Origin of the sequence: Shewanella sp. A32 (assembly GCF_029167175.1) — a bacterium.
In the GTDB taxonomy this organism is placed as follows: Bacteria; Pseudomonadota; Gammaproteobacteria; order Enterobacterales; family Shewanellaceae; genus Shewanella; species Shewanella yunxiaonensis.
The window spans coordinates 310799-324369 of sequence record NZ_JARFTS010000001.1; the positions used below are offsets into that span (position 1 = coordinate 310799).

11 protein-coding genes are annotated in these 13571 nt (G+C 51.4%); 2 read left to right on the top strand and 9 right to left on the bottom strand.

Going from position 1 to position 13571, the window contains the following annotated elements; translation table 11 throughout:
• Positions 1-89: 89 nt before the first annotated feature.
• The 8 genes from PY479_RS01335 to PY479_RS01370 all read right to left on the bottom strand — a co-directional run bounded on the left by PY479_RS01335 (position 90) and on the right by PY479_RS01370 (position 8533).
• Positions 90-764 (bottom strand): CoA transferase subunit B, encoded by a 675-nt coding sequence (locus PY479_RS01335; RefSeq protein ID WP_212595807.1) that lies wholly within the window; start codon positions 762-764, stop codon positions 90-92.
• A gap of 11 nt (positions 765-775) precedes the next feature.
• The gene (locus tag PY479_RS01340; RefSeq protein WP_275482611.1) at positions 776-1483 is read right to left on the bottom strand and encodes a CoA transferase subunit A; all 708 of its coding nucleotides are present in this window, start codon (positions 1481-1483) and stop codon (positions 776-778) included.
• Between the two features lie 23 nt (positions 1484-1506).
• Positions 1507-2403, bottom strand: a complete 897-nt coding sequence (locus tag PY479_RS01345; protein WP_275482612.1) for a hydroxymethylglutaryl-CoA lyase — start codon at positions 2401-2403, stop codon at positions 1507-1509.
• Positions 2403-4436: an acetyl-CoA carboxylase biotin carboxylase subunit gene (locus tag PY479_RS01350; protein WP_275482614.1), complete on the bottom strand. Its 2034-nt coding sequence runs from the start codon at positions 4434-4436 to the stop codon at positions 2403-2405. Before PY479_RS01350 ends, PY479_RS01345 begins: the two co-directional genes overlap by 1 nt.
• A complete protein-coding gene (locus PY479_RS01355; protein WP_275482615.1) occupies positions 4429-5241 on the bottom strand; it encodes an enoyl-CoA hydratase-related protein in 813 nt (270 codons plus the stop codon). The genes PY479_RS01350 and PY479_RS01355 overlap by 8 nt, the downstream gene beginning before the upstream one ends.
• Positions 5242-5250: 9 nt before the next feature.
• On the bottom strand, positions 5251-6858 hold the full coding sequence (locus tag PY479_RS01360; RefSeq protein ID WP_275482616.1) for a carboxyl transferase domain-containing protein: 1608 nt from the start codon (positions 6856-6858) through the stop codon (positions 5251-5253).
• A gap of 33 nt (positions 6859-6891) precedes the next feature.
• The gene (locus tag PY479_RS01365) at positions 6892-8061 is read right to left on the bottom strand and encodes an isovaleryl-CoA dehydrogenase (protein ID WP_275482617.1); all 1170 of its coding nucleotides are present in this window, start codon (positions 8059-8061) and stop codon (positions 6892-6894) included.
• Positions 8062-8122: 61 nt separating this feature from the next.
• Entirely contained in the window at positions 8123-8533 is a 411-nt protein-coding gene (locus PY479_RS01370) for a MerR family DNA-binding transcriptional regulator (RefSeq protein WP_212595814.1), read from the bottom strand.
• Positions 8534-8799: 266 nt separating this feature from the next.
• Here PY479_RS01370 and PY479_RS01375 point away from each other — a divergent pair, with 266 nt between their 5' ends.
• Entirely contained in the window at positions 8800-10716 is a 1917-nt protein-coding gene (locus PY479_RS01375) for a propionyl-CoA synthetase (RefSeq protein ID WP_275482618.1), read from the top strand.
• A gap of 207 nt (positions 10717-10923) precedes the next feature.
• Positions 10924-12444, top strand: a complete 1521-nt coding sequence (gndA, locus tag PY479_RS01380) for an NADP-dependent phosphogluconate dehydrogenase (protein WP_275482619.1) — start codon at positions 10924-10926, stop codon at positions 12442-12444.
• Positions 12445-12509: 65 nt separating this feature from the next.
• Here the strand turns inward: gndA and PY479_RS01385 are convergent, their stop codons facing one another.
• Positions 12510-13379 carry a 1,4-dihydroxy-2-naphthoate polyprenyltransferase gene (locus tag PY479_RS01385; protein ID WP_212595817.1) on the bottom strand — a complete coding sequence of 290 codons (870 nt, stop codon included), beginning with the start codon at positions 13377-13379 and terminating at the stop codon, positions 12510-12512.
• Positions 13380-13571: the final 192 nt, after the last annotated feature.

The window sequence follows — 13571 nt, forward strand, 5'->3', positions numbered from 1 at the left end:
GCTATTCAAATAGATGCAGATGCCAGTTCGCGTGGCTAAGTTTTGCCGACGCTATCTGAAGCAATGCTTCAGATAGCTACTGTCGCTCATCACCGGAATACTCTGGGTGAAAACTCCATTGTTGGCACTTGCTGCGGAATCACCAGTTTGCCAGCGGTTTTGGCTTTTATTTCATCTATAGTCACGCCGGGAGCCAATTCTTTTAGGTGAAAAGCACCGTCATAGATCTGTAACAGTGCCAAATCGGTCAGTACTGTGTGAATACAGCCGACGCCGGTTAACGGTAAAGTACATTGTGGCAGTAGTTTTGAGTTGCCCGCTTTGTCTGCATGCATCATGGTGACAATGATATGCCGCGCGCCGGCAACCAGATCCATAGCACCCCCCATTCCCTTGACTAATTTGCCGGGGATCATCCAGGAGGCAATAGAACCGCTGACGTCCACCTCAAATGCGCCCAGTACCGTGAGATCGATATGGCCTCCGCGGATCATCGCAAAGCTGTCGGCGCTGGAGAAAAACGAGGCGCCTTTAACTGCGGTAACCGTTTGCTTGCCCGCATTAATCAGGTCGGCATCAACTGCTGTTTCCTCTGGGAATTCACCCATCCCCAGCAAACCATTTTCTGACTGCAGCATCACTTGAATGTCTGCTGGAATATAGTTAGCCACTAAGGTAGGGATGCCAATCCCCAGATTCACATAGTCGCCATCATGCAGTTCGCGGGCGACCCGCATTGCCATCTGTTCTCTGGATAGTGCCATGCTGTTCTCCTTCAAACGTGACTGCTTTTGACGGTACGTTTTTCAATGCGTTTTTCGAAACTGCCTTGGATCACCCGTTCAACATAGATGCCGGGGGTGTGAATATGATCCGGGTCGAGTGCACCCGCTTCGACAATCTCTTCCACTTCAGCCACGGTGATTCTGCCCGCAGTGGCCATCACCGGGTTGAAATTGGCCGCGGTATGGCGGTAGATAAGATTGCCCATGGTGTCAGCTTTCCAGGCGCGGACTAAGGCAAAATCTGCCGTCAGCGCCGGTTCAAGGACATAATGGCGACCACCGATTTCGCGGGTTTCTTTGCCTTCGGCCACTGGCGTACCATAGCCAGTCGCCGTAAAAAATGCCGGAATACCTGCCCCACCTGCGCGGATTTTCTCTGCCAGAGAACCTTGTGGGGTGAGTATGACGTTGAGTTCCCCACTCAGCATCTGCTGTTCAAATAACGCATTCTCTCCCACATAAGAGGCGATCATGGTGGTGATCTGATGCCCCCGCAGTAACAGACCTAAGCCAAAATCATCAACACCTGCATTGTTGGAAATAGCGGTTAGCCCGGTCACCTGCCGTCTGACCATCTCGCTGATCAGCCCCTCCGGAATGCCGCATAAGCCAAAACCACCCACCATCACCGTCATATGGTTTTCAAGCCCTGACAGCGCTTCGGAATAACTGTGAACGACTTTATTGAGACCCGCCATGGCATGTTCTCCTGTGCTGGCTATCACTGTTCGGTGGCTAACACCTGACCGACCTTACTACCATTATTACGCTTGAGTATCTGACTGATCTGTGCCCCCGCGCGAGCCAGATTCGGTAAGTCCACGCCGGTTTGTATGCCTAAACCGTGCAGCATATACACCAGATCCTCTGTCGCCAGATTGCCAGAGGCACCTCTGGCGTAGGGGCAACCCCCAAGACCCGCCACTGCGGCATCAAGCGTCGTAATCCCGGCATCAAGACACGCGAGAATATTGGCCAGCGCCTGTCCATAAGTGTCATGAAAATGCAGCGCTAATTGCGCTACTGGCACCTTGCTGGCAACGGTATCGAGCATGTTTCTGGCTTTCAGTGGGGTGCCGACACCAATGGTGTCGCCGAGGGAGATTTCGTAAACTCCAAGTTGCAGTAATTCCTGTGCCACCGCGGCGACTTGTGTTGGTGCAATGTAGCCTTCGTAAGGGCAACCCAGTACGCAGGACACGTAACCTCGCACTGGTATGCCGACAAGCTTGGCCTGTTTCATTAATGGGGCAAAACGCGCGATTGATTCTTGAATACTGCAGTTGATATTGCGCTGGCAGAAACTTTCAGAGGCAGCGGTAAACACTGCCACTTCATCGACACCGGCGGCTAGTGCGGCCTCAAATCCGGCAAGGTTTGGTGTCAGTGCTGAGTATCTCACACCGGCATGGCGGGTTATCTGTCCCAGCACTGCTGCCGAGTCGGCCATTTGTGGCACCCATTTGGCAGACACAAAGCTGCCTGCCTCAATTCGCTTGAGCCCCGCCTTGGCTAAGTGATTAATCAATTGCACTTTGTCACTCATTGCCACTGGGCGCTCATTCTGCAGACCGTCGCGTGGACCGACTTCATAGATACTGATGGATGATGGATACATCAGACCGACTCCTTGACAGTGAACTGGACTAACAATGCCCCGTCCTTTACCAGTTCTCCGGCATGACACAAAAAGCGGTCAACAGTGCCATCTGCTGGCGCATTGATCTGGTACTCCATTTTCATTGCTTCCAGTACCAGTAGTCCGCTGCCTTTGCGGACAAAATTGCCAGGCTGTGCTAACAACGTCACGATGGTGCCATTCATCGGGGCTTGCAGCGAGGTATCGGCATTGTCGCGGCCAATATCGTAACGCTGCGGTCCACTCTCAAACTGCCAAACGTGACCTTCACGCAGCAAAAAAAGCGTCTGTTGATGCTGACAGAAATGCCAGTGTTGACTCATGCCATTGAACGTCAGCTTGAGTTGCTGTGCGGTGGTTAATTCACCACTCACTAACACGGATGTTTGAGCGGAATCAGCGGCTGACGTGCAATTGATTGTCAGTGAATACTCACCAATAGCTTGTTGCTGCACCTGCAATTGGAAACTGGTCGAGGTTGCGGCATACCGCAGCTGGAAGTGCCATTCCGCCGCGGCATTCAGTCGAAACCCTGCTAGCTGCTGCCATGGCGAGCCGTTGTTAAACCGATCTTGTGGTTTAAACGCCAGCAGCTTCACCATCGCTACCGCAGCCAGTACTTCAGCTGTCGGCGCCGGTGTAGTGGCTTGCTGCAGCAATTCATCGAGATGCTGTTCAATAAAGTGGGTACTGAAGTTTTCATTGATAAATGCGGGATGTGAGGTCAAGGCGGCCAGAAACGCAATGTTATGTTGAAGCCCTGCTATCTGATACTGGTGCAATGCCTGTGTCAGTTGGCGTAAGGCTTCACGGCGCTGTGGGTGCCAGATGATTAACTTAGCGATCATCGGATCGTAAAAGGGGGTAATCACATCACCTTGGTGCACCCCGGTATCCAGCCGCAGATGTTCCGCCACTGGTTCTGCCAGATACAGCAGGGGGCCGCAGGCTGGCAGAAAGTTATGGCTGGGATTTTCGGCATAAATTCGGGCTTCCACAGCACATCCATTGATTGAGACTTGCTGCTGCGTCAACGGCAATGGCTCACCAACAGCGACGGTTAGCTGCCAGGCCACCAGATCCTGACCAGTGATCAGTTCTGTCACCGGATGTTCTACCTGCAAGCGGGTATTCATTTCCATGAAGTAGAACTGCTGGTCGTTGCCCAGTAGAAATTCAATAGTGCCCGCACCGTAATAGCCGATAGCCTTTGCTGCTGCCACCGCAGCTTGCCCCATTTGTTGCCTGAGTTCATCACTGAGACCGGGGGCTGGCGCTTCTTCAATGACTTTCTGATGACGACGTTGCAATGAGCAATCGCGATCGCCCAGATAGATGCAGTTCCCCTGCTGATCGGCAAATACTTGTACTTCAATGTGACGCGGCTGCGTCAGGTAACGCTCCAACAGTACGGTATCATCGGTAAATGCGGCGTTGGCCTCACGCTTTGCCGCTGCTAGTGCAGCAGCAAAATCCTCAGCGGTTTCCACCACCCGCATTCCCTTACCACCACCGCCAAATGCAGCTTTAATTAGCAATGGGAAACCGATCATGGGTGCCTGCTGTTGCAGAAAACTGGCAGATTGCTCCGGACCGTGATAACCCGGCACTAACGGCACCCCCGCTTCGGTCATAATCGTTTTGGCGGCACTTTTATTGCCCATCGCTTCAATGGCACTGGCTGGCGGGCCAACAAAAATCAGTCCATGTTTGGTACACGCATTGGCAAAGTCTGCATTTTCCGAGAGAAAACCATAGCCCGGATGGATCGCATCGGCGCCACAGCGCTTGGCCGCGGCAATAATCGCCTCAATATCCAGATAGGGTGCCAATGGCGAACTGCCTTTCAGTGCTACCGCTTCATCGGCCGCGCGGACATGCAAAGCCTGGCGGTCAACGGCTGAATGGATAGCCACTGTGCTAATCCCCAGTCGCTGACAGGTTCGTATGATCCGGCAGGCAATCTCGCCGCGATTGGCAATCAATAACTTGCGAATGCTGGCTTCAGTCATGCTCAGACTCCTGCACTGGGGATGTGCTACTTGGTTGCCAACTTGGCTGCCGCTTAGCAAAAAACGCATCGATGCCCTCAGTCGCTTCTTTATCTGCTCTGGCTTCAGCGATCGCTTGGGCGGTAAGGTGAGTGAGTGCTTCATCAAATGGTGCAGTTTCAATTTGTGCCAGCAAGGTTTTACATTGCTGCTGAGCTGCGGGGCCGCCTTGCAGTAACGCACTGATCATTTGCTGCGCCGAATTCTCCAGGTCATCGCTTAATTGATGTATTAATCCTAACTGTAAGGCGGTGACGGCATCGATCAATTCAGCAGTGAGTGCGTATCGCCGCAGTTGCCGCATCCCAATACTGCGATTGACGTAGGGCGAGATCACCGCCGGAATAAGTCCCAACCTGACTTCGCTTAGACAGAAGCGGGCATCGCTGCTGGCAATCGCAATATCACAACAGCAGATAAGCCCTAACGCGCCACCAAAGGCAGCGCCTTGTACTAACGCCACGGTTGGTTTGGGAAAACTGTCCAGCGTTTGCATTAGCGTTGCTAACTGACGGGCATCGGCGATATTGGCTTGCTCATCCATTTTTGCCTGACGCTGCATCCAGTGCAGATCGGCTCCGGCGCTGAAGTGCTTGCCTTGGCCTCGCAGCAGCAGAATTCGGCAACTCGGGTCGATAGCGAGCTGATTTAACTGAGTGATTAATTCGGCGATTAGCTGTTCATCAAAGGCGTTGGCGGCATCTGCGCGATTGAGGATGAGATGACAGACACCGTGTGCATCCCGCTTAAGTAGAATGTGCTGCATAATGTTCTCCTACATGCGAAATACGCCAAATTGACAGGGCTCGATTGGCGCATTGGCAGCCGCTGCAAGCGCCAGTCCGATAACGTCGCGGGTTTGCGCTGGATCGATAATGCCGTCGTCCCATAAGCGAGCACTGGCATGATAAGGATTACCTTCACGTTCATACTTATCGACGATGGGGGCTTTAAAATCGGCTTCGTCAGCTTGTGACCAGGTTTGCCCCTGGCGCTCCAGACTATCGCGTTTGACCGTCGCCAACACATTGGCCGCTTGTTCGCCGCCCATCACCGAAATACGGGCATTGGGCCAGATCCACATCATGGTAGGGTCATAAGCGCGGCCACACATGCCATAATTGCCGGCACCATAGCTGCCGCCAATAATGACGGTAAACTTCGGCACATTGGCGCAAGCAACAGCCATTACCATTTTGGCGCCATGTTTGGCGATGCCTTCCTGTTCATATTTTTTACCAACCATAAAGCCGGTAATGTTTTGTAAAAACAGTAGCGGGATCTGTCGTTGACAACATAACTCAATGAAATGTGCCCCTTTCTGTGCCGACTCGGAAAATAGGATGCCGTTGTTGGCGATGATACCTACGGTGTAGCCATGCAGGTTGGCAAAACCGCATACCAGTGTGCTGCCGTAATTGGCTTTGAACTCGTCAAAATCTGAGCCATCGACCAGCCGGGCAATCACTTCGCGAACGTCATAGGGTTTCTTCAGATCAGTACCGACAATGCCATAGAGTTCCTGACAGTCGTATAGTGGCGGCATGGCTGCAGATTGTGGTGTCAAGTTAGGGGCTCGACGATTCAAGCGTGACACGGCCTGCCGCGCCAATTGCAATGCATGGGCATCGTTTTGAGCCAGATGGTCGGCTACACCGGATAAGCGGGTGTGAACGTCACCGCCGCCCAGTTCTTCCGCCGACACCACTTCACCTGTGGCAGCCTTTACCAGTGGCGGTCCAGCCAGGAAGATGGTGCCCTGATTAGCCACAATAATCGATTCATCGGCCATCGCCGGGACGTAAGCCCCACCTGCAGTGCATAATCCCATTACCACGGCAATCTGTGGAATGCCTTTAGCTGACATGCGCGCCTGGTTGAAAAAGATCCGGCCAAAATGCTCGCGATCAGGAAACACTTCATCTTGCAGCGGCAGATTCGCGCCACCGGAGTCAACCAGATAGATGCAAGGCAGGCGACAACGCTCAGCAATGGCCTGGGCGCGTAAGTGCTTCTTAACCGTTAACGGGTAGTAGCTGCCGCCTTTAACGGTGGCATCATTGACGATGAGCATACACTCGCAACCACTGACACGGCCGATACCCGCAATCACACCAGCGGCTGGCACGACTTCATCATAAACCTCATATGCGGCAAACTGGCCGATTTCAAGGAATGGAGCGTCAGCATCCAGCAATTGCGCCAGCCGTTCTCTGGGGGCTAGTTTGCCTTTGCTACAGTGGCGCTGCATGGCTTGTTCACCGCCGCCCTGAGCAATCACTGTGAGTTTCTGTTTGAGATCATCCACTAACTGCTGCATCGACTGCTGACGGCTGATAAAAGCGTCATCACTGGGATTGATCTGGCTGATGATGCGGGTCATGGTGGTTGGCTCCGCTATTGATTAGATGGCGGCTCAGTGACATTCACTGAACAGTTCACGACCGATGAGCATTCGGCGAATTTCCGAGGTGCCAGCGCCTATCTCATACAGTTTGGCGTCGCGCAGTAAGCGTCCGGCCGGATAGTCATTGATATAGCCATTTCCCCCCAGCAGTTGGATGGTATCCAGCGCCGCGCGAGTTGCCCTTTCGGCACTGTAAAGAATCGCACCCGCCGCATCTTTGCGACTGGCTCGCCCCTGATCGCAGGCTTTTGCTACGGCATAAACATAAGCTTTGGCAGCATTCATTTCGGTGTACATATCGGCCAGTTTGGCCTGCACCAGTTGGAACTCACCAATTGCCTTGCCAAACTGTTGTCGCTCAGTTGTGTAGGGCAGTGTCAGATCGAGGCAGGCTGTCATAATGCCTAATGGTCCGCCCGCCAGTACCACGCGCTCATAGTCAAGGCCGCTCATCAGCACTTTGGTCCCCTGATTTAACTGCCCGAGAATGTTGGCTTCTGGCACTTCACAATCAGTGAATACCAGTTCGCAGGTACTAGAGCCACGCATTCCCAATTTGTCTAATTTTTGCGCGGTTGCGAATCCGGGAAAGTCTCGTTCAACAATAAACGCGGTAATGCCTTTGGCTCCCAGTTGGGGTTCAGTTTTGGCGTAAACCACAAACACATCGGCGTCGGGACCATTAGTGATCCACATTTTGTTGCCATTCAGTAGATAATGATCGCCCTGTTTACGGGCATGCAGCTTCATGGATACCACATCGGAACCCGCATTGGGTTCGCTCATCGCTAAGGCGCCGATATGTTCACCACTGACCAGTTGGGGCAGATATCGGTCTTTCTGTGCTGCCGTACCGTTACGGAATATCTGATTTACACACAGATTAGAATGCGCACCGTAAGACAGTCCGACAGAGGCGGAGGCGCGAGAGATTTCTTCCATTGCCACCACATGCGCCAGATAGCCCATGCCGGCACCCCCCAAAGTTTCGCTGACAGTAATACCCAACAACCCCATTTGACCTAATTGTGGCCATAGTGCTGTAGGAAATTGATTGTCTTGGTCGATTTGTGCTGCGAGAGGGGTAATCTGAGCCGCGGCGAATGCGGCAACGGTCTGCCGCAACATGTCGATATCTTCTCCAAGTCCGAAGTCAAGTCCTGAATAACTGGGTATCATGGTTGGCTCCTGTAACGACGCTGAAGACCGCAACAATCTGCAGATGATCGCAGCGGCGTGATTAACCGGTTTTTTCGGTAGCGATTTCTGCTAATGCTTGGCGACATTGACTTTCTGCTGACATCAGTTCCATCAGCACAATTTTGATGTCATCCATCTGTTGCTGCAGCGAGGTCTTTTTCTCTTCAATAAGCTCCAGCATGGTGCTGAGCTGTGACACACTGCTTTTATCGGCATCGTATAATTCAAATAAGCGACGGGTTTCTGCCAGCGAAAATCCCAAGCGTTTACCGCGCAAAATCAACTTCAGCCGTACTTTATCTTTCAGACTGTAAATACGAGTCTGACCGCGGCGTTTAGGTTTCAACAGCCCCTGATCTTCATAAAACCGGATGCTCCGAGTCGTAATATCAAATTCCCGTGACAGGTCACTGATGGAATAAGTGGTTTGGGGCGTTGGTCGGATATTCATTTAATAACACTCAGTTAGCAGCAATATGCGCACGATATAGAAAGTTTACGTAAAGGTAAAGTTTGCTGTGTGTATTTTAGCGCAGAATTTTGAGTATTAGCTGTTGAATAAAGGCAGGTCAGTCCAGTTGGCTAATTAGCAAAAGGTCTTAAAAAAGCCCTGTTTAGGCTAACGTCTAATAGGGTCTGATTATAAAAGCGTCTATTAATGAATGCGGAAGGAAGGGGGTGTTACGCCGAGAGGCGGTCCTTGGGGAGGACAGTTAGATGACAGATCCGGGTTTAACCCTGTACCAGAAGTCCATAGAGGATAAAGCGGCTTTCTGGGGTGAATGTGCCACAGCCATAGACTGGTATCAGCCGTGGGAAACAGTACTGGATGAAAGTAATGCGCCATTTTATCGCTGGTTTAATAAGGGCCAGCTGAATACTTGCTTTAATGCAGTCGATCGCCATGTTCAGGCGGGGCGGGGGGCGCAGTTTGCGATTCGCTATTTCAGTCCGGTCACTGGCACCGAATATGGCGTGACCTACGCTGAGCTACAGGCGCAGGTCAGTCGGTTGGCGGGTTACATGGCATCTGTCGGGGTGGTGAAAGGTGACCGCGTTGTGATTTACATGCCAATGGTGCCTGAAACAGTGTATGCGATGCTGGCCTGCGCGCGTATTGGCGCTATTCATTCCGTGGTGTTTGGTGGCTTTGCTGCCAATGAACTGGCTACACGAATCAACGATGCGAAACCTAAGTTGGTACTGAGCGCCTCCTGTGGTGTCGAACCTTCTGGTGTGGTGCCATACAAGCCATTGCTGGATAAGGCCTTGGAGCAGTCGAGCCATAAAGTGGAACGTTGTTTGATCCTAGGCCGCAGTCAGTATGCTGCGGATTTGCAGGAAGGACGCGATTACGACTGGCAACAGTCAATTAAAGACGTATCACCGGCGGAATGCGTGCCGGTTGAGGCCACTGATCCACTTTATATTTTGTATACCTCGGGTACTACAGGACAGCCGAAAGGTGTGGTTCGCGATAACGGTGGTCATGCCGTAGCGCTCGCCTGGTCGATGAAGCATATCTACAACATCAATCCGGGTGATACCTTTTGGGCCGCATCGGATGTAGGTTGGGTCGTCGGGCATTCCTATATTGTCTATGCACCGCTGCTGGTGGGCGCAACGACAGTTCTGTACGAAGGAAAACCCGTTGGTACGCCTGATCCAGGTATTTTCTGGCGCACTATCCAGAAATATAGCGTGAAAAGCTTCTTCACTGCCCCTACCGCTATTCGGGCGATTAAGCGCGAAGACCCTAATGGCGACTTTGTTGCAGATGCGGATCTGAGTTGCCTGGAAACGGTATTCTTAGCTGGAGAGCGCTGTGATCCCGATACCCTAAATTGGGCCGGCACAAAACTGGGTAAGCCGGTGATAGATCACTGGTGGCAGACGGAAACCGGTTGGGCGGTGGCCGCTAATCTGATGGGGGTACAGGCGATTCCTGTGAAACCGGGCTCTCCTGCACGAGCGGTGCCTGGATACCAGGTGGAAGTCGTTGATGAATTTGGCGCACAAGTGCCACCAAGACAATCCGGTAACGTAGTCATTAAGCTGCCACTGCCGCCAGGAACACTCATGACGCTCTGGCAAAATGATAAGCGCTATCAGGAAAGTTATCTCAGCATGTATCCCGGTTATTATCTTACTGGGGATGCCGGTTATATGGATGAAGACGGTTATCTGTACATTATGAGTCGGATTGACGACATCATTAATGTGGCGGGACATCGTTTGTCCACCGGACGTTTTGAGGAAGTGTTATGTCAGCATCCGGCAGTAGCAGAAGCTGCAGTCATCGGTGTGGATGACAAACTGAAAGGGCAGGTGCCGTTGGGTCTTGTGGTATTAAAAAATGGAATTGATATCAGCGAGAAGCAATTACATGACGAACTGGTGGCTAAGGTTCGGCAGGAGATTGGACCGGTGGCGGCATTTAAACTGGTAAGTGCGGTGCAGAAATTACCTAAAACTCGTTCAGGTAAGATCTTGCGCGGTACGATGCGTAAAATCGCTGACAATCAGTCTTATACTCCTCCCGCGACGATAGAAGATCCATTGACGTTAGATTTGGTACGTGATGCGCTGACGCGTATGGGCTATGCTGATGCATTAGTGCAACAACATGCCTAAAACTTGCTAACTTTAATGCTAAAGCCCACGATTATGTGGGCTTTATTGTTTTTCATTTTCATCATTTTTGATCAATTGATTAAGTTAGGCTGCGTTATCGAGATACTTTGTTGGAAAAAAACAACAGAAGCTCAGTATAATATGCTCCTTTATTGAATTTGGTCGTGATTGGCCTGTGGTTATGGCGACGACAACTGGTGAAAAATTATGAAATTCCATTCTGCTGATATTGGGGTTATCGGCTTGGGTGTCATGGGCAAAAATCTGGCCCTCAACATCGTAGATAATGGTTACCGAGTGGCCGCATTTGATCTGGATGAGGCAAAAGTCTTTGCCGCAGAACAGCAAGCGATGACTGAAGTACCTGAGCGTGGATTGGTACTTAAAGGTTTTCATTCAATGCCTGAGCTGCTGCAATCGCTCAGTAAGCCCAGAATTTTGCTGCTCTCTGTACCTGCCGGGAAACCGGTTGATGGCGTATGTCAGGCATTGATAGACGCTGGCATCGAAAGTGACGATATCGTCATTGATACTGGTAACAGTCTGTGGACTGATACCATAGATCGTGAACAGATCTACAAAGGTAAATTCATATTTTTCAGCTCAGCCGTTTCTGGCGGTGAGGTCGGTGCGCGTTTTGGACCGTCATTAATGCCGAGCGGTGATATAGCTGCATGGGAACACCTCGCCCCGATTTGGCGCGCGATTGCGGCTAAAGTTGATCGTGTCACTGGTAAGCCTATCGAGCGTTCACACCCCGGACAACGGGACACCGATGGCGAACCTTGTACCGCCTATATTGGCCCATCTGGTTCCGGTCATTACGTCAAAATGGTGCACAACGGTATCGAATATGCCGATATGCAGCTGATCTGTGAAGCGTACCAGATCCTGCATCAGGGATTGGGGCTGTCGGCCGCAGACGTCGCCTCTGTCTTTGAAAAGTGGAATCAAGGCAAGCTTAACAGCTACCTCATCGGTATCAGTGCTGAAGTGCTCAAACAAGCCGATCCGCTGACCGGCAAGCCGTTGGTGGAGATGATCCTCGATAAGGCTGGGCAGAAGGGGACTGGCTTATGGACGGCCGTCAGCAGTCTGCAAATGGGCTGTCCGGCGCCCACGATCGCCGAGGCCGTATATGCCAGAGCGATGAGTACCCAGAAAGATCTGCGCATGCAGCTTAGCAAACAGTTAGTCGGACCTGAAATTAAACATGATCCTACCGAGCGTCAAACGCTTATCGATGCACTGGAAGCTGCACTGTATTGTGCCAAAGTCTGTGCTTACGCTCAGGGCTTTCAGTTGATGGCGATGAACGCCAAAGAGCAGGGATGGCAACTCAATTTCGCGTCGATTGCGAGTATCTGGCGCGCTGGCTGTATTATTCGTGCCGGTTTCCTGCAGACGATTACTGATGCATACGAAACCGCGCCACAGCTGGATAATCTGTTGCAGGCCGAAAGTTTTGCTAATACTCTGTCGCAATTACAACAGCAGTGGCGGCAAGTGGTGGCTACTGCGGTATTGAAAGGTGTACCTGTCCCATGTATCAGTTCAGCACTGGCTTACTACGACAGTTTTCGCAGTGACACATTGCCTGCGAACTTGTTACAGGGCCAACGTGACTTCTTTGGCGCTCATACGTTCGAACGTACAGATAAACCAGCGGGTGAGAAATACCATCTGAACTGGAGTCAAGCTGAGCGTACGCTGGTAAAAATCGTCTAGTTAGTTCAAGGTCGGAAAATAAAAAGGCTTCCAATGGAAGCCTTTTGATTACCTGGAAAAGGTTCTCAGAACATTAATCCCACACTAAATAACGCGCTGAACATCATGGTCAGTTTTGCGGTTTTACCCAGCAGCGGATTAAGTGCGGCACCTGAACCCTGATAGAAATCATAAGATAATTTGCGCGCCATAATCAGTGACAATCCCGCCAGCAATACTGGAAATCCTGGCAATTGTCCGAGCAAGAAGCCTGCAATGATCAGCCCAAACGGCAGATATAACAGCGCCTGATACAGCACCCGAGCCTGAGCCTCCCCAATGCGTACCGCCAGTGTTTTCTTTCCGGCTTTGGTATCGGTCATAATATCGCGGGTATTATTGACTAACATTATCGCGGCATTCAGTAAGCCAACCGCGCAACCCAACAGCCAGGAAGCGGTAGTGGTCACCCCTGCTTGTAGGTAATAACTGCCAACCACAGCCACCAAGCCAAAGAAGACAAATGCGGCGAGTTCACCTAGGCCATGGGAGGCCAGTGGATAGGGGCCACCGCTATAGCCCAAAGCTCCAAGCATGGATGCCGCAGCAAGAATGGCGATTGGCCAGCCACCGTGCCATATAAGATAACTGCCCACCGCTAACGATAACAACAGACATAACACCATGGCATTGCGGACTTTATAAGGCGCTAGCATACCGCTTTGGGTTACGCGGGTTGGCCCTATACGATCTTCAGTATCAATCCCATTCTTAAAATCGAAATAGTCATTTGCCAGATTTACCGCGATTTGCAATAGCAGCGCACAGGTCATCGATGCGATAGCAACAACCCAACTAAATTTCTCCAAAGGCAGTGCCATCATGTTGCCAATCAGTAGTGGCCCTGCCGCAGCTGGCAGAGTCCGAGGGCGTATTGCCAAAAACCAAGGATTCATGTTCACGTTTCACATTTACCGAGTTACTACTGTATATAGGATATCAAGAAGCCATGCGAAAGTTAGCACAATCGGATAAATGCATGTAAAAGAGTTTGAAACAGCGCACATTTGTTAGGCGACTATCCAAGAAAAATACAGTCATAATGGATCTGTAGTAGTAACGAAATTGGTGTAAATAAGCCGTAAATC

What these genes read in the sequence shown, in the direction of transcription:
- PY479_RS01340 (WP_275482611.1), bottom strand. Translation starts at nt 1,483, where the DNA reads ATGGCGGGTCTCAATAAAGTCGTTCACAGTTATTCCGAAGCGCTGTCA.
- PY479_RS01370 (WP_212595814.1), bottom strand. Translation starts at nt 8,533, where the DNA reads ATGAATATCCGACCAACGCCCCAAACCACTTATTCCATCAGTGACCTG.
- PY479_RS01355 (WP_275482615.1), bottom strand. Translation starts at nt 5,241, where the DNA reads ATGCAGCACATTCTACTTAAGCGGGATGCACACGGTGTCTGTCATCTC.
- PY479_RS01375 (WP_275482618.1), top strand. Translation starts at nt 8,800, where the DNA reads ATGACAGATCCGGGTTTAACCCTGTACCAGAAGTCCATAGAGGATAAA.
- PY479_RS01365 (WP_275482617.1), bottom strand. Translation starts at nt 8,061, where the DNA reads ATGATACCCAGTTATTCAGGACTTGACTTCGGACTTGGAGAAGATATC.
- PY479_RS01335 (WP_212595807.1), bottom strand. Translation starts at nt 764, where the DNA reads ATGGCACTATCCAGAGAACAGATGGCAATGCGGGTCGCCCGCGAACTG.
- PY479_RS01360 (WP_275482616.1), bottom strand. Translation starts at nt 6,858, where the DNA reads ATGACCCGCATCATCAGCCAGATCAATCCCAGTGATGACGCTTTTATC.
- PY479_RS01350 (WP_275482614.1), bottom strand. Translation starts at nt 4,436, where the DNA reads ATGACTGAAGCCAGCATTCGCAAGTTATTGATTGCCAATCGCGGCGAG.
- PY479_RS01345 (WP_275482612.1), bottom strand. Translation starts at nt 2,403, where the DNA reads ATGTATCCATCATCCATCAGTATCTATGAAGTCGGTCCACGCGACGGT.
- PY479_RS01385 (WP_212595817.1), bottom strand. Translation starts at nt 13,379, where the DNA reads ATGAATCCTTGGTTTTTGGCAATACGCCCTCGGACTCTGCCAGCTGCG.
- gndA (WP_275482619.1), top strand. Translation starts at nt 10,924, where the DNA reads ATGAAATTCCATTCTGCTGATATTGGGGTTATCGGCTTGGGTGTCATG.